Raw genomic sequence first — 21,218 nt, forward strand, 5'->3', positions numbered from 1 at the left:
CGTACTTCTTTCGTCAGAGATTAACCAACGCCCGCGCGAGCTGGCCAGGGCCTGCCCGCGCAAGAGACGCGGCAATTACGGTAATCAGGATGAGACCGGCGAGACGGCGTTTACCACCGTCCCACTCCCTTTCCTGAGGGACTCAACTATCAAGGGTACCAACTACGGCGCCGCTTCGCTGCACATGCCACGCAACCCGGAACTCACCACCGGTGATTGTCCCTGACAAGCACGTTCCAAATGAAACTTCACGCTCTTGAGCGCCGGAAGTGCTGAAATTTTCTGGACTTGGTGGCATGCTGAAAGTGTGAAGAAAACCAGCTCAGCTTCCAGTACTCATGCCTCCTCTTCGGCCAGCTCGAAAACCAAGGCTTCAAAAGCCTCGCACGACGCCGGGCCCCCGGTTCAGGCGAACGGCTCCGACGGGCGGATCAAGACACTTGTTATTTTGGGTGCCTCGGGCGATTTGACGGGTCGACTTTTGCTGCCCGGGGTGGCTCGTTTGATTGCTTCAGGACGGGCGGACGGGCTCTCGTTGGTGGGCGCCGGCAACGATGACTGGTCCGCTGAGCAGTGGCAGGAAAGGCTCAAAGAGAGTTTCTCCGAGGCCCTCTCCCCCAGCGAAAAATCAACGGATAAGTCATCCACTGCCTCCGGGATCAAGGATCTCAAACAAGTCAAAAAAGAGAGCACTTACCATCAGCTTGACGTCACAGCCAAGGGTGCCTTGGGCAAATTCCTCAAAGATATTCCCGGCCCGGTTGCCCTGTATTTTGCCCTGCCCCCGGCAATAAGCCAAAAGGCCTGCTCGGTTTTGACTCCAGAAGAGCTGCCCGAGGGAACTCGTCTGGTGATGGAAAAACCGTTTGGTTCAAGCGTTGAATCAGCTCGCAAACTCAATGCCACACTGGCCAGCTTGGTTCCCGAAGACCACATCCACCGGGTGGATCACTTCTTGGGCAAGTCCACCGTCCTGAACATCTTGGGGCTTCGCTTTGCCAACAGGTTGCTTGAGCACTCTTGGAACGGTGAGCATATTGAAAAGATCGAAATCTTCTTTGATGAGGCGCTGACGTTGGAGAACCGGGCCCGCTACTACGACCATGCCGGGGCCGGGCGTGACATGATTCAAAGCCACCTGCTTCAAGTCATGGGCATCATGGCAATGGAACCCCCTGCAACTTTGGGTGAGCAGGACGTCCGCTCCAGCATTGCCACAGTTCTGCGCGCAAGCACTATTGGCCGCAACGGTGGTGATTTGGCCAATTACACCCGCCGGGCCCGCTATACCGCCGGCACCATTGGTAAACGTCACGTGCCCAGTTACGTTGATGAAGACGGCGTGGATCCGGCCAATGATACTGAGACCCTGGCTGAGGTGGAGGTGTACATCAACAATTGGCGTTGGGCCGGAGTACCGTTCATTTTGCGTTCCGGTAAGGCTGTTGGCCACTCACGCAAGGAGGCGGTGGTGACTTTCAAACCAGTGCCGCACCTGCCTCTTGGGTTCAAGGGAATAGATGCCCCAACGCGCCTACACATCGGTTTCGGTCCGGATACTCTGGTGTTGGATCTTGATGTCAATGGCCCAGGTGACGTATTCACCCTTGACCGGGTCAGATTGGAAGCAGAGTTGGGCAGCGATCCGCTCCTGCCGTACGGCGAAGTCTTGGAAGGCATTCTGCGGGCAGATCCCCTGCTTTCAGTGCGCGGTGACACTGCGGAAGAGTGCTGGCGTATTGTGGAGCCAACCTTCACCGCATGGAAAGCTGACAAAGTCCCGATGGAGGAATATGCTGCCGGCTCTAATGGGCCCAGTGATTGGACCACCAGCAACGACTAGGACTTCCCTCCCAACGGGATAATACTGGAGTATTTCCTGACCGACGACGGCGGCACTTAGGTAAGTTCTCCACTCACCTAAGTGCCGCCGTCGTCCATTGGAAAGACTCTAGATCGCCGCAACGCCGCGTTCACCAGTTCGGACGCGGACGGCTTCACATACCGCAGTCATCCAGACTTTGCCATCCCCAGCATTTCCGGTGTTGGAGCTGGCCACGATGATGTCGATGAGATCGTTTGATTGCTCATCTGAGGCGAGGACTTCAATACGGATTTTTGCGTGCAGATCAATTGTGTATTCCGCCCCGCGGTAAACCTCCGTGTGGCCGCGTTGGCGTCCGTAACCGTGCGCGCCGCTGACCGTGAGGCCCTGCACACCGTAGCTTTCCAGCGCATTGCGAACCTGGTCCAATTGTTCGGGACGGATGATTGCCGTGATGAGTTTCATGCATCTACCTTTGCTTCCATAGTCTGCGTTTCTTGTGGCCCTACGGACGCCGGCAGTTTCTCCAGCAACGGCGAGAAACTACCGGAGCTGCGGCCGCCGAAGTCGTAGGCCGATTCGCCGTGGACACTGATGTCAATACCGTCTGTTTCCGCCGTGGCGGAAACGCGGAACCCTATGGTTTTGTTGATGATCCACCCGATGAGGAAGGCGATGACGAACGAGTAGAGCATAACGGCCAGGGCACCGATGGCTTGTTTGCCCAGCAGCTCGAGTCCGCCTCCGTAGAACAGTCCCTGGCCTCCTGCGGGTGCACCGGGATCGGCTGCAAAGCCGATGAATAGGGTCCCTACAATGCCTCCCACCAGGTGAACACCCACTACATCGAGGGAATCGTCAATGCCCATACGGTACTTCAGGCCAACTGCCAAGGAGCAGACGGCCCCAGCCAGTAAGCCCAGTGCCATCGAGTACATGGGGGTCAACGCCGAGCATGCCGGCGTGATGGCAACGAGCCCGGCAACGGCTCCGGAAGCCGCGCCGAGGGAGGTGGCGTGGCCATCGCGAATTTTCTCTACAAGAAGCCATCCCAAAATAGCCGCAGCCGGGGCGGCGAGCGTATTGATCCAGGCATACCCAGCAATAGCGTTGGCCCCTAAGGCCGAGCCTGCGTTGAAACCAAACCAGCCAAACCACAGCAGGCCAGCTCCGAGCATGACGAAGGGAAGGTTATGCGGGCGGTGGCTGGGGTCCTTGCCGAATCCTTTGCGCTTCCCCAAAATAATCGCCAACGCCAATGCGGCTGCGCCGGCGTTGATGTGCACCGCCGTCCCGCCGGCAAAGTCAATGACACCTAGCCCCTGACCGATCCAACCGCCAGTCGGATTGCCATTGGCGTCCTTGGTAAATGAGAAAACCCAGTGGGCAACCGGGAAATACACCACTGTGACCCAGATAGCCGCAAAGAGGAGCCACGCAGCGAATTTGGCACGATCTGCTATTGCCCCGGTAATGAGCGCCACCGTGATGATGGCGAACACCGCCTGAAAGCCGACAAAGGCAATCTCTGGGATAGTCGCCATTAAGGGAATTCCAGCGCCGGTGTCCAGGACACCGCGCAGCCCCAACTTTTCGAAAGGGTTACCTAGCAGTCCGCCCCCAACGTCACTGCCGAAAGCTGCCGAGTAACCAAAAAGAACCCAGAGCACACCAACAACGGCGATGGCCCCGAAGCTCATCATCATCATGTTCAGCACACCCTTGGCCCGGGTCATGCCCCCGTAAAAAAATGCTAGTCCTGGGGTCATCAAGAGCACCAGGGACGCCGATATGAGGACCCACGCTGTATCACCAGTATTCATTGGCTGCTGGCCTTTCATTGCAAGAATGATTGCCGGTTGCCACCTGGGCCCGTGCAATCTGGACTCTTACAATGTTGGGACTGGGGTGTTTCACAATGAGGCGCGCAACGTTTCCGTGGCGTTACATTATCCGCCACAACGTTAAAACAGTGCACCGTCCGTGTTTCGGGTGTGTTTCGGTGCCGGCCAAAACGGGCGCTGTGTTAAAGGCCGCTTTTAAGTCAGTAGTGCATCCACAAATGTCTCTGCCTCGAAGGGCGCCAGGTCATCGGCACCTTCACCTAGTCCCACCAGTTTCACGGGAACCCCGAGGGTCTTCTGGATGGCCACCACAATGCCACCCTTGGCAGTGCCGTCCAGCTTCGTCAGGACAATGCCGGTGATATTCACGACTTCAGCAAAGACCTTCGCCTGGGTGAGCCCGTTCTGACCTGTCGTTGCATCCAGCACCAGCAGCACCTCATCAACGGTGGCTTGCTTCTCAATGACTCGTTTGACCTTGCCAAGCTCGTCCATCAGCCCAACCTTATTTTGCAGGCGCCCGGCGGTGTCGATCATGACAACATCAACTTCTTGTTCGATCCCGGCCTTCACCGCTTCAAAGGCGACCGAAGCGGGGTCTGCCCCATCGACGTCGGACTTCACAGTGGGTACACCTACGCGGGCACCCCACGTTGCCAGCTGCTCTGCCGCAGCGGCGCGGAAGGTATCGGCAGCGCCCAGCAGCACGTCCTTATCCTGTGCAACTAACACGCGTGCCAGCTTGCCCACGGTGGTGGTTTTACCCACACCATTGACGCCAACCACCATCAAAACAGCCGGACGGTCCTCGTGACGGGTAATATTCAGCGTCCGGTCCATGGTGGGATCCACCAGTTTGATCAGTTCCTCACGCAGCATGGATTGGACATGTTCGGGGCTGCGCACGCCCAAGACCTTGACGCGTTCACGCAGCGTATCCACCAGTTCCATGGTTGAATCGGTGCCGATATCTGCCAGCAGCAGCGTCTCCTCGACCTCATCCCACACATTTTCATCGATAGTGTCGCGCGAAAGCAGCGCCAACAAGCCTTTACCCAGGGCATTGTTTGACTTCGATAGCCGTGCGCGCAGGCGTACCAGCCGTCCGTCAACGGGCAGAGGCGTTTCCAGCGACGGTGCAGTTGGTGTTTCCGGCTCAACTTCCGCGCTATCAATGTCCGACGGCGGAACTTGGCTTTCCGGGCGCTCCTGAACCAGGGTGCCGCCACCTTGGGCATCGGTGGCATCCAGCGGTGCTGGATCATTGGCGTCGCGCGGGCCAACGTAGTTTTGGTTGCTTCGCCGGACCTTCAGAAAGACTGGAATGAGGGCGCCGATGACGGCGAGGCCAACAACAATGGACACAATGATGGGGAGAAAATCGTTCACTCTCCCAGTCTCTCACGGGGCCTGCCGGCATTGGCTCTCCTGCTGCGTGTGAGAAACTCTTCTTTGATGCCAATGACTAGTCCCCGTGCCAATAAGGTCTCTGACCCAACCAAAGTGAAGTTGCCTCGAGAGATCAAGGTGCTGGTTGCTGCCGCTTTCCTGATCGCCATTGGTTTTGGCATTGTGGCACCTGTTCTGCCCCAATTTGCGCAAAGTTTTGATGTCAGTGTGACCGCCGCAGCAGTGGTGGTCAGCGTCTTTGCCTTCACGAGATTGCTCTTTGCCCCGCTCAGTGGATGGCTTGTGGAGCGGATGGGTGAGCGACGCACCTATATTTTGGGGATCCTGATTGTAGGAGCATCCTCCGCGGCCTGTGCCTTTGCCCAGAATTATTGGCAATTGTTGGTCTACCGCGGGCTTGGCGGTATTGGTTCAACCATGTTTACAGTGGCCGCTATGGGTCTTTTGATCCGGATGGCTCCACCCAAGGCGAGAGGCCGCATTTCTAGTTTGTACGCCGGTTCTTTCCTGTTGGGCAATATTGCCGGGCCTGCCGTGGGTGGGCTGTTGGCAGGGTTTGGAATGCAGTTGCCGTTCCTGGTTTACGCCGGGGCACTAGTGCTGGTGGCCATTCTTGTCGCCACCTTCCTTCCGGCTGCTCTTCCCATTCCGGTGCATGAGCGTGCTCAGGCTGCGCTGAAGAAACAGGTTCTGCCACTGCGTGATGCACTGGCAATTCCTGCCTACAGGGCGGTACTGACCTCCAGTTTCGCTAATGGCTGGTCCGCCTTCGGCATTCGAATGGCATTAGTTCCACTCTTTGCCACTGCGGCGTTGGGTGCCGGACCGGAAGTTGCCGGTATCTCTCTGGCCGTGTTTGCTATCGGCACCGGTGTTGCCCTCACGTTCTCCGGCAAGTTGGCTGATACTTGGGGCCGCAAGCCGATGATTTTATCTGGTTTGGTCGTCAACGGTATTGCCATGTGCGTGTTGGGGTTCACCGGGGAAGTTTTCTGGTTCTTTGTTATCTCAGCAATCGCCGGTTTGGGCAGTGGGCTCATGGGTCCGGCGCAGCAAGCTTCGGTGGGTGATGTCATTGGCAATGATCGGTCTGGCGGTAAGGTACTGGCCACGTTCCAGATGAGCTCGGATCTGGGCGCCATCATCGGACCCATCGCAGCAGGCTTCCTGGTTGACCTCTTTTCCTACGGGGTGGCTTTCTCTATGGCGGGCGCCGTTGCATTGGTTAGCATCCTGTTCTGGCTGCGGGCAAGGGACACCCAGCAGCTGTAAGCACCCCCGGCCAACGCTCGCTCACTTTACGTCGACTATGAGTAAACGCTCGCTCACCTAGTGAGCGAGCGTTCTCAAAAACACGACGTAGAGTGAGCGAGCGTTGGGGGTGGGGCGGTTATTCGGGGCGGTTCATTCGTTGACTGATCACTGTTGATACTCCGTCGCCCCTCATCGACACACCATAGAGCGCGTCGGCAATGTCCATGGTCCGCTTCTGGTGGGTGATGATGATCAGCTGACTGGATTCGCGCAGTTCCTCAAAAATGGTGAGCAGGCGCCCCAGGTTGGTGTCATCCAGGGCGGCTTCAACCTCATCCATGACGTAAAACGGCGATGGCCGAGCCTTGAAAATAGCCACCAGCAGCGCTACGGCAGTTAGTGAACGCTCGCCACCGGAAAGCAGCGAGAGTCGCTTAATTCGCTTGCCAGCGGGCCGGGCCTCAACCTCAATACCTGTTGTGAGCATGTCGGAGGGATCGGTCAGGACCAGGCGTCCCTCACCGCCCGGGAAGAGCCGGCCAAAGACGCGCTCAAATTGCACGGCCGTGTCTGCGTAGGCGGCAGTGAAGACCTCCTCCACACGCTGATCCACCTCCTTGATGATGTCCATAAGGTCTCTGCGGCTGGCTTTGAGGTCCTCAAGCTGTGAAGACAAAAATTGGTGGCGTTCCTCTAGAGCCGCAAATTCCTCCAGCGCCAGCGGATTCACCTTCCCTAGGGCAGATAGATCGCGCTCGGCGCGTTTGAGCCGCTTTTCCTGCTCTTGGCGCACAAACGGGGTCCCGTCACGGAGTTCATCCCCTGCTTCATCAACCTCAATGCGCAACGCCGCCCACTTATCAGTGCCAACCCCCGGAGCCAACGGCACAAGAGTCTCGGGACCGTATTCCGTGATGAGATGGTCCACACTGAGTCCCAGCTCCTCAATGGACTTAAGTTCAAGAGTTTCAATACGCAACCGCTGTGACGTGCGCGCCATTTCATCCTTGTGCACGGAATCGGTTAGCGTGGCCAGTTCCTTCTGCGCCTCAGCGGTGGCTGCCCGCACGGACATGAGCTCCACTTCACGGGTGGCCCGCTGCTGCTCTGCCTGATCGCGGACCTGCTCGGCCAGCTCGATTGACTCTTCCACGAACGCCAAAATATGTTGGGCAGCCAGTGCCACGGCCGCGGCTTTCTTTGACTGGAACAGCCTGCGGTTAGCCCGGCGAGCCGCCTGTTCCCGAGCCGAGCGTTCTGTTGCCGCCGCCCGTTCCAAGGCTGCCGCCCGAGTCCGCGCAGTATTCAGCGCTTCTTCGCCACTGCGCAAGGTAAGCCGCGTCTCCATCTCCACAGCACGAGCCGCAGCCGCCGCAGCAGCCAAGGTATCCCTTTCCTCCATGGAAGGTTCTACGCTGGCTGGAGCCTGTTGCGCTTGGGCCAACCGGGCAGCCATTTCCTTTAGCACCTGCTGCTCCCGGACCAGATTTTCCGCAGCCGCATTGAGGGCTTGTGCGTGCCTTTCGGACTCGCCCGCAGCCGATCGCAAGGTGGCCCCTAACGAACCAAGCCGCTCAGCAACAGCGGCAAGCCGCGCATCAGATTCGTGCAGTGCAGCCAGCGCATCGCTCTGGACAACAGCCAAGTCACGGCGCTGTGACTGCAGCCCGGCCAACGCAAATCTGGCCTGTTCCCCGCGCGCTGTGGCGGCGCTAAGCTGCGTTTCGGTCTCATCAACTGCGGCCGCCAACTCAAGCAGCGAGGGCGCCGTGGCAGATCCACCCTTTGCATAGAAAGCCGTAATCACATCTCCCTGCGCCGTCACAGCCGTGAGCCCCGCATGGTGAGAAAGAACTTCCCGTGCCCCCGCCAAATCCGGGACCAGAACCACAGCTGCCAGCAAAGCATCCAGAGTCGCATCCAGCTCAGCTGGACCACTGACCTGTGCCCGGCCGACGACGGCTCCCTTCACTGCGTTGACCGCCTCTTTTGCTGCGGCCTGCTTCGTGAGGATCTCTGCCGCGGGACCCGTAGCGGTCCCGGCTGGACCGGCGGGAACTGCTGGACCGGCGGGAACTGCTGGACCGGAGGCAACCACCAAGGTGACCCGTCCGCCGTCGTGCGTTTTGACTAGTTCAAGGGCCTTCAGCGCTGACTCGGCATCATTGACAACCACGCCTTCGGCCGCCGCATCAAGGGCTGCCGCGATGGCGATTTCATGGCTGGGGACCACCCGAAGCAGCTCTGCCATGGAGGCCATAATGCCGGGTGGGCGGGTCTCCAACAGGTGCGCGCTGGCGTCCTTGCGCAACAGGCCCACGGCGAGGGCATCGCGGCGCGCGGTGAGGGAATCACGATCCCTTTGCGCTGCCAGCTGCTCCGTTATGACGGCCTCGATCTTCGCATCCAGTGCATCAACGGCGGCGGTGGCCACTTCATAGTCTTCGTCCAGGCGCTCCTCACCAGCTTCAACCCCGGCCACCTGAGACTCAAGGGCAGAAAATTCTTGCGCCGCCGCCTTGTGCCGATCAGCGCCAGCCGCCTTGCCCTGGTGCAGGCGGCCAATTTCAGCCTCGGCGGACTCAACTCGGGAACGAGCCGAAGAAACCTTTCCGGCCAACGTGGCCAGACCCTCGCGGCGGTCAGCTGTGGCACGCATTTGAGCCCGGACTCGCTGCTCCTCATCCCTCACGGCAGCCTCCGCGTCCTCCTTGATTTCAACCGCCGTCTCTAACCCATAGCGGCGTTCTTCAAGGGTCAAATCCAGCTCGGCTTCCTCGGCACGCAGACGGGCGGCCTGCTCGGCAAGCCTGTCAGGGTCCCGGCTGGGATCCGGCGCTGCATCCACGGCACCCAGGTGACGCCGACGTTCAGCAGCCAGCACCCCCAGTGCCTTGAACTGGTCACGTGTGGCACACAGCTGATACCAATTATCGCGCGCAGCGTTCAGCAACGGAGTGGCCGCGGCTGCTTCTTGTTCAAGATCCGCTTGCTTTTCACGACCACTGTGGAGAGTCTTTTCCACCATTTCGCGACGGTTTTTCAGTGCCAGCTCTGCGGCTTCGTCACGTTCGACGGCGGTGCGCAGGCTCACAATGTCATCGGCCAGCAGGCGTGCCTTGGCGTCCCGGACGTCAAACTGCACACTTTGGGCCCGTCGGGCCACGGCTGCCTGCTTGCCCAGAGGGGTTAGCTGGCGGCGGATCTCCCCTGTCAGGTCGGTGAGTCTGGCAAGGTTTGCCGACATGGCTTCTAATTTGCGTAACGTTTTTTCTTTGCGGCGGCGGTGTTTGAGAATGCCTGCGGCCTCTTCGATGAAGCCTCGGCGATCCTCGGCGGTGGCATGCAAAACCTTATCTAGCTGCCCCTGCCCCACAATGACGTGCATCTCCTTGCCCAAGCCGGAATCCGATAGAAGTTCTTGGATATCAAGGAGCCTGCATGAGCTCCCGTTGATGGCATATTCAGAACCTCCAGCTCTGAATAACGTGCGGGAAATGGTGACTTCAGCGTAGTCAATAGGCAGCACGCCGTCGCTATTATCAATGGTGAGAGCAACATGTGCCCGCCCCAGCGGGGGACGTGCTGAGGTGCCGGCGAAGATGACGTCTTCCATTTTGCCCCCGCGCAAGGTCTTGGCACCTTGTTCGCCCATGACCCAGGCCAGGGCGTCAACCACGTTGGACTTACCCGAACCATTGGGGCCCACAACAGCTGTGACACCTGGTTCAAAGTCAAAGGTGGTGGCCGAGGCGAAGGACTTGAACCCGCGCACGGAAAGACTCTTTAGATGCAAACTGTATTCTTCTCCTGCGCAGGCGGGCGTTTCACACCTGCCAATCTACCGTGAATTTCTGCTCGCCACCCGGGCGGCCAACGTGTGTATGCATTAAGGCGCATGTGCATGAACACCCCTCTAAGGTGCATAGTTAAGGGTGTGCCTTTATGTGTACGGGGGCCAGCCAATGCAGTTCCCGCACGTTTCGCAGCACAGTCATTGCTTTTTCGGTGCCATTTAGCACCGAACATTACAAGAAAAAGGCTGGAACTTGATCGGCAACGCTACGTTTCGTCACCACAACACCGCCTTGCTGGCTGTCTCAAGCATTGAGGCTCCAGTTGTAGTCAAGTCCAGCGACTTTGACGCTCGGCTTGCCCCGAGCTTGAAACGGTTGCGCCTCTCGAAGCGCCTGTTGGAGCGTGTGGCCGGTGTAGAAGAACGCCGCTGGTGGGCGCCCGGAACGGACTTTGATGACGCCGCTATTGAAGCCGGAGCCAAAGCCATGGCCGAAGCGGGCATTGAAGCCGGCCAGGTAGGGCTGTTGATCAACACCTCTGTCACCCGTCGCAATCTGGAACCCTCTGTGGCTGTAAAAATCCACAACGGTTTGGGGTTGCCCTCCTCTGCCATGAACTTTGATGTGGCAAACGCGTGTTTAGGGTTCGTCAACGGCATGACATTGGCCGCAAACATGATTGACTCAGGTCAAATCAAGTACGCACTGATTGTTGCTGGTGAGGATGCCCAAACCACTCAGGAAACAACTTTTGATCGTTTGAATGCTGAAACGTCCACCCGTGAGGACTACCTCAAAGAATTTGCCACCCTCACTCTGGGATCAGGAGCCGCTGCTGCCGTGATTGGGCCTGCGGATCTGCACCCGGGTGGCCACCGCATCCTTGGCGGGGTTTCCCGCGCCGGCACCCAGCACCACAAGCTTTGTGTTGGCGGCCCTGACGGAATGTTCACTGATACCAAGGGCCTGCTGGATAACGGTTTGGAGCTTGTTACTGACGCATGGGATGAAGCTCACACGGACGGCTGGGATTGGCGTTCCATGGACAGGTACGTCACACACCAAGTGTCCAATTCCTACACCAATGCAATCATCAAGGCCGTGAACCTTGTCAAGGGCAAAGTTCCCATCACGTTCCCCAAATGGGGCAATGTGGGTCCGGCGTCATTGCCGATGACTTTGGCGCAGGAATCCCAAACTCTCTCCAGTGGTGATCGCGTGCTGTGCATGGGCGTGGGCTCCGGGCTTAATACCGCCATGATGGAAATTGCGTGGTAGCAGTGGCTTCATCGGAGGTTGACCCTACCCAGTCATGGCCCGGCGTCCAAGCCAGTTGGCGACGCACCCGCTCAGTGCCGTCCACAGCCGTAGTTGATCCCGCTGGATCACGGCATCAATGGCATTACTTAGACAATGCCGAGGACGTTGCGGCCACGGGGCTAGAGCCTGTGGGGACGCTGCTGTGTGTCCATGGCAATCCCACCTGGTCATACCTTTGGCGCACCCTGTTGGCCGGGGCAACCTCTCCCGCCACACTCGCGGCAGGTGGTCCGTGGCGGGTCATCGCCGTTGATCAGCTGGATATGGGTTTCTCCGAACGCACAGGGACTTTCCGTCGCCTTGAAGACCGCATCACCGACTTGGGCGATTTCACCGCCGCCCTTGATCTCACAGGCCCTGTGGTCAGTGTTGGCCACGACTGGGGAGGGATCATCTCCCTTGGTTGGGCCACCCGCCACCGGGAACAGCTAGCCGGTGTGATCCTGACCAACACCGCAGTTCACCCGGCAGGGTTCTCACTACCGCCTGCGTTGCAACTTGCCCTCCACCCTGCGGTTCATAAGTGGGGTACCACGACGACGTCCGCCTTTTTGCAGGTGACGCACTCTCTGGCACAACCCGGCTTAAGTGAAGACGTTAAAGCGGCGTTCATGGCACCGTACAAAACTGTTGCTCGCAGGGCAGGTGTTGGCAATTTTGTGGCTGACATTCCCGCCGCCGAGGATCATCCCTCACGGGCTGCTCTGGACACGGTGTCCGCTGACATCCGCACCCTGGATGTGCCCGTATTTATGATGTGGGGGCCCAAGGACCCTGTCTTTTCCGATCGCTACTTGCGTGATTTACTGACTCGTCTGCCGCACGCGCACGTGCACCGTTTTGAGGGTGCAAGTCACCTGGTGCAAGAAGACCGCGATATTGCCACACCAACCTTTGCGTGGCTCGCCGGTAACGTTCCCGCCAGCCCTGCCGACTCTGCCCGTTCGGTAAAAGGTGAGCCAAACAATCCAGAAACGGCCAATCCTTATGTGCCGATGCTGGCTGAAATTGATGCCCGGCAAGACGATACTTCCACTGCCATTGTTGACATGCTCCCCACCGGAGAAGCCAGCGCTACCCGAGTTATTTCCTGGGCACAGCTGGCTCGGGACGTGGACGATCTCGCGGCAGGGCTGCGGGAGTTGGGTGTAAAAGGTGGAGACCGGGTAAGTCTGCTGGTGCCACCGGGCATCAACCTGACCACGTTGATATATGCGTGTTTGAGGCTTGGCGCCATCATTGTTGTGGCCGATGCCGGCTTGGGCACTAAGGGCATGAGCCGTGCTATCAAGGGTGCGGGCCCGGATTACTTGATTGGCATTGAGCGCGCCCTCGCTGGCGCACGCTTGTACAACTGGCCGGGTGTGAAGATCGCAGCGCAGGATTTCACACCAGCCTCAGCCCGGATCAAGAAATCTTTATTCTCCGTTGCCGCCACCGTGCCGCAACTTATGGCCAACGGCCGCGTTGTGCGCCTGGCGGGCAACGCCCAGGCATTCATTCCCCTGCCCGCCGACGCGGACGCCGCAGTGCTGTTCACCTCAGGATCCACGGGACCGGCCAAGGGCGTGGTGTATACAAATCGCCGTTTGGCTGCCATGCGCGACACCCTCAAGGCCACCTACCATTTGGAAGCAGGCACAGCGCTTGTAGCTGGGTTCGCACCCTTTGCACTTTTGGGCCCGGCACTTGGTGCCACCACCGTCACCCCAGACATGGATGTCACCGCACCGCGCACTCTGACCGCTCACGCACTGGCCAACGCCGCAGCAGCTATCAAGGCGACGGTTGTCTTTGCCTCGCCAGCGGCCCTTGTCAACGTTGTGGGGACCGCGGCGGAACTCTCCCCTACGCAGCGCAAGTCTCTGTCCGACGTCGGACTGGTCTTATCTGCAGGGGCACCTTTAGCACAACCTCTGCTGGAACGCGTTCAGCAGCTTATCCCGAACGCTGAGCTGCACACCCCGTACGGTATGACCGAAGCGCTGCCGCTTACCGATATTGACCTGCCCGGCATTCGTGCCGCGGGCGCGGGAAATGGTGTGTGCGTGGGTACGGCCGTCAGTGGCGCGTCCATTGCGATTGCCCCTGTGAACGCCGATGGTGTTGTGGTGCCTGAGCCCACCACTGCCGCCTACGTAACAGGGGAAATTTTGGTCAGTGCACCGCACGTGAAAGAGCGTTACGACCGCTTGTGGATCACTCAGGAACTGAGTACTTCCATCCCCGGCTGGCATCGCAGTGGCGATGTTGGTCATCTGGATGCCCATGGCCGGCTCTGGGTGGAAGGCCGCATGGAGCATATCCTGACCACCGCCACCGGTGTGAAAACTCCTGTCGCGCCCGAACAGGCCGTGGAACTGGTGCCAGGTGTTTCCCGTGCAGCCATAGTTGGTGTTGGTCCCAAGGGCACTCAGGCGGCAGTTGCCATTGTTGAAACGAACCCCGCCGTCAAACGCGCCGGGCTGGCGCCAACCGCACTGGCCACCCAGATCAGGGCGGCTGCCCAAAGCACTGACTTGCCGTTGGCTGCGGTGCTTGTCATAGATTCCATGCCCACCGATGTGCGGCACAACTCAAAAATTGATCGAGCTAAGCTCTCGCGGTGGGCCGGAAGAATGCTATCCGGTGAGAAGCCAGGGCGTCCATGACCGCCGACTCTTCCTTGGAAAATTCTGCCTCCCCCAACAATCCCTCAGCTACCACCAGCTCGAAGCGCCAGCGCCGCGTTCTGGTGACAGGAACCAGCGGCTTGTTGGGACGAGCCGTTGCGACCCTGCTCCATGAACGCGGTTTCGGAGTGCGAACATTGCAGCGCCGTGCGGTTCAGGCCCCGTGGGAATCGATGCAGGGCTCTGTGGTTGACCCCGACGTTGGCGCACGCGCAGTTGCCGGCATGGATGCAGTAGTTCATCTGGCCGCTAAGGTCTCCTTCACCGGGGAATGGAACGAATTCGTTTCAACAAACATCGTTGGCACACGTCAACTCATTGCGGCTGCTCAACACGAAGGCGTCCGGGACTTTGTGTTTGTTTCCTCACCTTCAGTAGCCCACTTTGGCTCTTCGATTGTGGGCGCGCCCGCTGGCGCAGCTAATCCCGAGTTTGCCCGTGGGCACTATGCACGCTCCAAAGCTGCTGGCGAACAAATCGCTCTTGCACAGGACTCCCCCACTTTCAGGGTCACGGCCATCCGTCCGCATGTGGTTTGGGGTCCCGGGGATACTCAACTGGTGGAACGCGTAGTGGAACGCGCCCGTACAGGCAGGCTCCCCCTACTGGATAGGGGCCGGGCACTCATTGACACCACCTATGTTGATAACGCCGCCGAGGCGATCGTGCGCGGCCTTGAACGCATGGACTACGCCCACGGACAAGCGTTGGTTGTCACTAATGGTGAACCCCGGGCTGTGGGGGAACTCATCGCTGGAATCTGTGCCGCCGCCGGAGTGCCAGCTCCTGTCTACTCCGTGCCAGGTTGGTTGGCTCGTGGTGCGGGCTCCGTGATTGAAAAAGCATGGAGCGCGGCCGGTTCTCGGGGCTGGGTCCATGACGAACCACCTATGACCCGTTTCTTGGCAGAGCAGCTCTCCACTGCCCACTGGTTCGACCAACGCCACACTCAAGCGGTGCTTGATTGGACCCCGGCAGTCACAGTTGATGAAGGCCTGGCCCGTTTAGCGCAGTACTACCGCACAAGCTAATTTCAGCCCTACCACAAGGAAGCCGTGGTTCGGGGGCAGGGCCACTACCTGTAATCACAGCGTGGCGTACCTCATAGGCAAACAATGCTCACTACAATCAGTGCGTGAACGTCTCTCAAGCTGCCCGCGGCACGGCCCTGCCCTCACGGATAAAACTCGAAAGTGAAGCTGCCCGGGCACTAGCCGCCGGTGGCGTACTTATTGTGCTGGGACAGTCCGGAAGTGGCCGCACGGCGTTTGCAAACCGTGTCTTGGCAACACACACCCAGCACGGCAAACCGGTGTACAGGCTCACGGGCACTCCCGTACTTCGGGACGTTCCCTTTGCCGCACTGGCCACCTTGGCCGCCCAACTTGCCGGGCCTGCCCCTTTTACTGGGCCGCCCTCATTTGCAGGGACCGCGCCGTTCGTTGGGGCCGCGCCGCGGATCGCCTCCCCCGCACATCTCATGGCTTCCCTGACCCACAGCCTGGCTTCTCGGCCCTCCACAGTGCTGCTGGACAACGCCGAGGATATCGATTTAGAAAGCACAGCCGCGTTCGCTCAACTTGCGGCCAGCAGTGTTCTGCCGTTGGTGTGCGTAGCCCGCACCATTGCCGCATTTCCAGCACCACTGCGACGGCTCGCTGTGTCAGCGCAGGCACATAGAGTTGAGTTGGCCTCGTTGAACACCCTTGATGCGTTGGTGTTGTTGGAGGAGTTGTTTGGAGGCCGTGTCAACACCAGTACGGCCAGCACCCTTCTGGCTTTTTCAGGGGGTAATGCACTCCAGCTACGGGAACTAGCCTTGGACGCCCAGGGCGATAACTCTCTGACTCGCAGCAAAGCCTATTGGACCCTTCGCAGCCAATGGCGTCCTCGAGGAAGCAGAATATCGGACCTCATTGCAACAAGACTCTCCGAACAACCCAAAGAACTCCGGGAAGCCGTAGAGCTGCTGGCCCTGACCGGGGAACTCCCACAAGACGTCGCTCACCTGCTCATTCCCGCAGAACTGCTGGACCAGGCCCATGACGCCGGATTAATCCACATCTGCTCCAATGGTGGGAGCACAGCCGGTGCACCAGTTATCTCAAGAGTGGCCCTTGATTCAGCGCTGACTCCCCACACCGTACTAGCCACCTTGGGACGAAGCACGCTACGAGCACATTCAGCCCGCATCCGCACCGCCCTGCCCCGTGCTGATATGCACCCACACACAAGAATTTCTTTAGCCCTACACAGCCAAGACCTTGACGTACTCAGCAGCCCCCTGGAACTGCTCGAAGATGCGAAACTAGCCAACCATGCACGGCAATTTGACGCGGTTCTGGTGTTGACGCGGATCGTTGATGAACAGAGATTCCAAACATGGTCCGACGACGCTTCCCGTACCGCTTTGATGATCACCCGGGCCGAAGCTCTCCATGAGACGGGGCGGCCAAGGCCGGCTCTGGCAGTCCTTGCTCCACTGCTCGAGCTCGGAGTAGACGCCGCACGCCTACGCGCAGCTTGGATTATTTTCAGTGGCCTAGGCGATCTCAAAGAGGCGCTCGCTCAGCTGGCGCCACGCCCCAACGACAACGAAGAAATCCACGCATTCGCCCGTCTTCTACACTTAGTGGGAAACCACGTAACGGATCGTGAGGCTCTGGCTGCGGATGCGAAAAACCCGCTTCTTTCACCAGATTTGCGGCTGCGCATCCACAGCCAACTGTTAGTCGAGACCAGTTATTGTGGCATGCCCTCAACTGCTTTGCGCGAGATTGGCAACCTGATCGATGGCAGCCTATGGCAATCCGCCTCACCCACGGCACGCGGAGAAATCCTGCATGCGATCCATGTGGCCAGTCTCTCTCACGGGAATCCCCACGCGGGTCTTGCCGAAATCAGCCACAGGCTTGACTGGACTGACCTCGCCGTGGACCATGCAGTTTTCCTTACAGCGCAGGCCAGCACAGCGTTGGAGAAGGGCGACGCGGCACAAGCACTGGACCTGAGCGGGCAGGCTCTGGCCCTGGTCTCACCCATAGACCCGCATCACCTCACCGGCCTGATTGCCGCGTACGGTGCCGCAGCCGCAGCTATGGTGGATGACCGCGAGCGCTCAACCGAGTTCTATGCACTCTTCCACGCAGCCCCTGTCACCGGCGGCCATGGGCTCCGAGCAGACGCCGAACGTACCCTTCTTACAGCGGATCTTTACCTCAACGGTCCAAGCTCTGCCACCCAAGTTTGGAAGAGGCTGGCCCTGGATGCTCAAAAGCGGGGCCGTCATTTGCTGGCTCTGCGACTAGCCCACGATGCCTGGCGGTTGGGTCTGCACAATGACATTAGCACTCTCAGTCATTGTGCGAAGGGTGTGGAAGGCGCCCTTGCGGGCACTCTGCAACGGTATGAGGAGGTACTGGGAGCCCACCCAGAGTCTGTTGAGGATGTCATCGCTGAACATACGGCTTGTGAGCGGCCACTGTACGCGGCCGAGCTGGCGCAACGAGCGGCAAATCTTGCACGGGATAGGGGTCACCGGGCACTGGCGTCACGGCTTTTGGGGGTATCAGCGGAGTTGTCTCGCCCACTTGCCGGCGTGAACACTCCAGCGCTGGAGCGCACGCGCATTAACTTAGCCTTGTTAACAGAACGTGAGCGCGAGGTTTGCGTCAGGGCGGCTGCCGGGGCCAGCAATGTTGCAATAGCGGAGGAACTTTATTTATCTCCCCGCACAGTTGAGGGTCATCTTCAGCGGGCCTATACCAAGTTGGCTGTGACTGATCGCCGTCAGCTGCTTCCCTTGGGCTAGCACTTCTGACACCTTGTCCATGGGCGGGTTGTCCATGGGCGGGTTGGCCATGGGCGGGCGCTGCCCTGCAGTATTGATAAATTGCTACTTATTCTTCCCCTAAGAGCTACGCAGTCCCGCATTTCTCTGGTTTTTGCTGCGATTTTTTAGCTGCGATGCTAGGACAATTCCGGTTCAATAACTTGGGCCTCACGTACACCTTGGGCTTTCCCCAGCATCGGATCACTTCTCGCCAGCATGCACTGTGACTGGAAAAACCACTTTGTACGCCTACCTAGGGAACCCCCACCGAGCCCACTTGTTTCGCAGCTGCACCGGACCCCGGAGGCCTCCTCCAACGTGAAGCTGCGAGTGCGGCGCAGAGGAGCCGCCACGGACACTACCTGCTTTTCCCAAAACAACCACTTATACCGCGTTGTCGTTGGTAGTTTGGTTGAACACTGACACCCGCTAACACACAGACTCAGCTGTGTAGCTGCCGTGCCGGGTGTCCTTTTAAAGGACTCTGTGAGGGACCATGACAGATACAACAAGCGCCGCAGCAACAGTCACTGATGAGGGGTATTTTGGACCGGAGAGTGTGAGCTGGATACTCTTCTCCGACCCTTCCTCCAAACTGGGCGGCGTGGCAGCCATACTGATGCAGGCGTTAAACCCCATGATGATGCGCCTCTTCGATCAGACCAGCGGTTACGCCACGGATATGGAGGGCCGTGCCGAACGCACCGGCCGATACATTGACACCACCATTTTTGGCGACCGCGCCCATGCGGACGCCGCTGGCACCTCCGTACGCCGCATGCACGCGCATGCTCACTGGACCGATCCCAAGACAGGTATGGAACTTCGCGCAGATAATCACGACTGGCTCGTGTGGACCCACAACACTGTTGTCTGGGGAGTCCTGCGGGGTGCCGATGCATTTGGTCCCGACCTGACTATTGACCAGCAAGACACGTTCATTCAAGAGCAGCACAAGGCAGCAGAGCTTGTTGGCATCGACCCGAGCATCCTTTCCTCCACCCGCGCCGAACTCGATAGCTACATGGATGAGCAAAAAAGTTGGATGGCTCTAACCTTGCCGGCGGCGGAGCTGGCCAAGGGCCTTCGCAAACCCAACCTCAAGGGCAACCCCGTGAAAGTCTGGGCAGGCATCATTGTCCAGGACGGCATCCTGTTCATGCTCCCCGATTGGGCTCGTCAGCTGTACGGGATCGAGGGACGCCCCATGAACTTAGGTAGTGCTGCCCGCTTGACGCGCCGCTTCATAGCCGGGGCCCGAAAGAAATCCTCACGCGCTGAACTCATCTCCGAAATCACCGAACGTGTCAGCACTCATCCGTACAGGAAGGTCCGTCAACGGTGAAAACCACCCGAATACCATTTTGGGCCTCTGTCCGCCGTGACATAGCCAGCGGCTTTGCACTAGTCCGCAAGGGCGGGGCCCGTCTTCTGGGTATCGTCTTTGCCATGCAGCTAGTTGTGCTGCTCGTAGCCTTTCCCATTTTGCGCTGGCTTTTCCGTGAGGCACTACGCGCCAGTGGAATGACGGCTCTTGATCTTGGCGGCCTAACGAGCACCGCCGGACTGCCGCTGACGGTGGGTCTGATCATACTATTGTGCACGCTCGCCTTCTGGCTGATGGCCCTGCAGTTCACAATTGTTGTGGTGATTTTGAGCCGTTTGACTGGTCCTGGCACCCTTTCTGTGCGCGAGGTACTGGGAGAGGTGGGGAGGGTGTCGCGAAAACTTATCCGGCCGTCGTCGTTCCCGCTACTTTGCTATCTCTTCCTCCTACTTCCACTAACGGGTTTTGGATTCACATCAGCCTTCATCCAGGGCATCGCCATTCCACCTTTCATCACTGGCGAACTCTTTAAGAGCATTCCATCCGCTGCCATCCTGGTGATCTTTTTACTGGTGCTAGGAATTCTCAATACGCGTTTTGCACTGACTGTTCCCCTCTTTGTCCTCACTGATGCCACTGGCGGGCAATCAAGCCGACTCAGTTGGAAACTGCTTCACGGTTTACAAGAACTAGTTCTGGTTATTTCGGTGGCCGCAGTCCTCCTGGGTGCCAGCTTGGCCACAGGGGCGCTGGCCCTTGTTACTCTGATCCCCACAGCCATCAGCGATGCACTCTCACCCGAGGCATCACCTGTTGTGGCAGCTTATAGTTTGGGGGCGGCACAGGTAGTTGCGCTGCTGCTCACTGGTTTGGTTACCACCTTGGTATCTGCGGTGCTGGTAGTGTTCCTGCGCCGTCGCGCTTACTTGCTACCGGCTGAGCATTTGCGGCAGGAGATGCTGGCTGCCGCCGTTCCGGATGCTGGTTCATCGCCAGCCAAAAAAACATCTAACAGGGCCCCGCTGTTCATCACTACGGCTGCACTAGCCCTCGCCCTCGTTTTGGGCACAGGCGCCATAGTTTCGATGGAGAAAATTGCGGATCACCCAAAGACGTTGGTGCTCGCTCATCGAGGCTTTTCCGATGGCGGCGTTGAGAACACCATCAGTGGGCTGGAGGCCGCGTCCCGTGCCGGTGCGGATCTGGTGGAGATGGACGTCATGCAAAGTAAGGACCAGCAGTTCGTGGTTATGCATGACGCCAACCTTAAACGCCTGACAGGAAAAGACCTGGCAGTCAAGGACCTCACGCTCAAGGAACTAACAGCGATGACTGTCCGGGATTTGGAGGACAACGAAGATCGCATCCCTACCCTTGCCGAGTACATCACCCGGGCGCAAGAGCTTAATATGCAGCTTCTTCTTGAGATCAAATTCAGTGGCGCCGAACCCGAAGACCATGTTCAGCAGCTGGTCAATGAGCTCGAAGACCTAGGCGCCCTCCAGCAAAACATTTATCATTCACTCGACAAACCCAGCGTGCACCGCCTCAAGACCCTACGCCCCGACCTCACAATTGGATACACGATGGCCTTCGCCGCTGTTGACGTCCCAGACACCATCGCGGACTTCATTGTGGTGGAGGAATGGACGGCCACCCCTGACATCCAGGAGGCGGCAGCCAATGCCGGTCTTGGTTTCATGGTGTGGACAGTGAATAAAGCCTCAAAGCAAACAGGGTTCCTGCGGGGCGGTGTTGACGGCATCATCACAGATCACCCGGACACAGCGCTGAAATCACGCTCCACCATGGAAAACGAAACGGGAATGGTGAACATCTTACAAGATGCCATCACCAGATTCGTGGTGGTTTTCTAGTCCGGCCCGCCTGGTTCACTGAACATGCTACTCCTCCGGCCTGCTACTCCTCCGGCCTGC

At 58.8% G+C, this 21,218-nt stretch carries 12 protein-coding genes; 8 read left to right on the forward strand and 4 right to left on the reverse strand.

What is annotated here, in order from left to right; translation table 11 throughout:
• The first annotated feature begins 430 nt into the window (after window positions 1-430).
• On the forward strand, window positions 431-1,843 hold the full coding sequence (locus tag QMG40_RS03190; RefSeq protein WP_459252955.1) for a glucose-6-phosphate dehydrogenase: 1,413 nt from the start codon (window positions 431-433) through the stop codon (window positions 1,841-1,843).
• Window positions 1,844-1,951: 108 nt separating this feature from the next.
• Here QMG40_RS03190 and QMG40_RS03195 read toward each other — a convergent pair whose 3' ends face one another.
• The 3 genes from QMG40_RS03195 to ftsY form a co-directional block, all read right to left on the reverse strand.
• Window positions 1,952-2,290 (reverse strand): P-II family nitrogen regulator, encoded by a 339-nt coding sequence (locus tag QMG40_RS03195; RefSeq protein ID WP_283527832.1) that lies wholly within the window; start codon window positions 2,288-2,290, stop codon window positions 1,952-1,954.
• On the reverse strand, window positions 2,287-3,648 hold the full coding sequence (locus QMG40_RS03200; RefSeq protein ID WP_283527834.1) for an ammonium transporter: 1,362 nt from the start codon (window positions 3,646-3,648) through the stop codon (window positions 2,287-2,289). The genes QMG40_RS03195 and QMG40_RS03200 overlap by 4 nt, the downstream gene beginning before the upstream one ends.
• 216 nt (window positions 3,649-3,864) lie before the next feature.
• On the reverse strand, window positions 3,865-5,058 hold the full coding sequence (gene ftsY, locus QMG40_RS03205) for a signal recognition particle-docking protein FtsY (protein ID WP_283527836.1): 1,194 nt from the start codon (window positions 5,056-5,058) through the stop codon (window positions 3,865-3,867).
• Window positions 5,059-5,130: 72 nt separating this feature from the next.
• Between ftsY and QMG40_RS03210 the strand changes: the two genes are divergently transcribed.
• Entirely contained in the window at window positions 5,131-6,351 is a 1,221-nt protein-coding gene (locus QMG40_RS03210) for an MFS transporter (RefSeq protein ID WP_283528609.1), read from the forward strand.
• A gap of 118 nt (window positions 6,352-6,469) precedes the next feature.
• Here QMG40_RS03210 and smc read toward each other — a convergent pair whose 3' ends face one another.
• Window positions 6,470-10,129, reverse strand: a complete 3,660-nt coding sequence (gene smc, locus QMG40_RS03215) for a chromosome segregation protein SMC (RefSeq protein ID WP_283527838.1) — start codon at window positions 10,127-10,129, stop codon at window positions 6,470-6,472.
• Window positions 10,130-10,382: 253 nt separating this feature from the next.
• Between smc and QMG40_RS03220 the strand changes: the two genes are divergently transcribed.
• The 6 genes from QMG40_RS03220 to QMG40_RS03245 all read left to right on the forward strand — a co-directional run bounded on the left by QMG40_RS03220 (window position 10,383) and on the right by QMG40_RS03245 (window position 21,158).
• On the forward strand, window positions 10,383-11,408 hold the full coding sequence (locus QMG40_RS03220) for a 3-oxoacyl-ACP synthase III (RefSeq protein WP_283527840.1): 1,026 nt from the start codon (window positions 10,383-10,385) through the stop codon (window positions 11,406-11,408).
• Window positions 11,402-14,101 carry an alpha/beta fold hydrolase gene (locus tag QMG40_RS03225; RefSeq protein ID WP_283527842.1) on the forward strand — a complete coding sequence of 900 codons (2,700 nt, stop codon included), beginning with the start codon at window positions 11,402-11,404 and terminating at the stop codon, window positions 14,099-14,101. The genes QMG40_RS03220 and QMG40_RS03225 overlap by 7 nt, the downstream gene beginning before the upstream one ends.
• Window positions 14,098-15,153 (forward strand): NAD-dependent epimerase/dehydratase family protein, encoded by a 1,056-nt coding sequence (locus QMG40_RS03230; protein WP_283527844.1) that lies wholly within the window; start codon window positions 14,098-14,100, stop codon window positions 15,151-15,153. The genes QMG40_RS03225 and QMG40_RS03230 overlap by 4 nt, the downstream gene beginning before the upstream one ends.
• A gap of 104 nt (window positions 15,154-15,257) precedes the next feature.
• Window positions 15,258-17,933 carry a helix-turn-helix transcriptional regulator gene (locus tag QMG40_RS03235; RefSeq protein ID WP_283527846.1) on the forward strand — a complete coding sequence of 892 codons (2,676 nt, stop codon included), beginning with the start codon at window positions 15,258-15,260 and terminating at the stop codon, window positions 17,931-17,933.
• A gap of 517 nt (window positions 17,934-18,450) precedes the next feature.
• Complete coding sequence (locus QMG40_RS03240) at window positions 18,451-19,299, forward strand: oxygenase MpaB family protein (protein WP_283527848.1); 849 nt, start codon at window positions 18,451-18,453, stop codon at window positions 19,297-19,299.
• Window positions 19,296-21,158 carry a glycerophosphoryl diester phosphodiesterase membrane domain-containing protein gene (locus QMG40_RS03245; protein WP_283527850.1) on the forward strand — a complete coding sequence of 621 codons (1,863 nt, stop codon included), beginning with the start codon at window positions 19,296-19,298 and terminating at the stop codon, window positions 21,156-21,158. The genes QMG40_RS03240 and QMG40_RS03245 overlap by 4 nt, the downstream gene beginning before the upstream one ends.
• Window positions 21,159-21,218: the final 60 nt, after the last annotated feature.

The sequence above is a fragment of the Arthrobacter antibioticus genome, from assembly GCF_030063205.1.
In the GTDB taxonomy this organism is placed as follows: domain Bacteria; phylum Actinomycetota; class Actinomycetes; order Actinomycetales; family Micrococcaceae; genus Specibacter.

What these genes read in the sequence shown, in the direction of transcription:
- QMG40_RS03240 (WP_283527848.1), top strand. Translation starts at nt 18,451, where the DNA reads ATGACAGATACAACAAGCGCCGCAGCAACAGTCACTGATGAGGGGTAT.
- QMG40_RS03195 (WP_283527832.1), bottom strand. Translation starts at nt 2,290, where the DNA reads ATGAAACTCATCACGGCAATCATCCGTCCCGAACAATTGGACCAGGTT.
- QMG40_RS03230 (WP_283527844.1), top strand. Translation starts at nt 14,098, where the DNA reads ATGACCGCCGACTCTTCCTTGGAAAATTCTGCCTCCCCCAACAATCCC.
- QMG40_RS03210 (WP_283528609.1), top strand. Translation starts at nt 5,131, where the DNA reads ATGACTAGTCCCCGTGCCAATAAGGTCTCTGACCCAACCAAAGTGAAG.
- QMG40_RS03200 (WP_283527834.1), bottom strand. Translation starts at nt 3,648, where the DNA reads ATGAATACTGGTGATACAGCGTGGGTCCTCATATCGGCGTCCCTGGTG.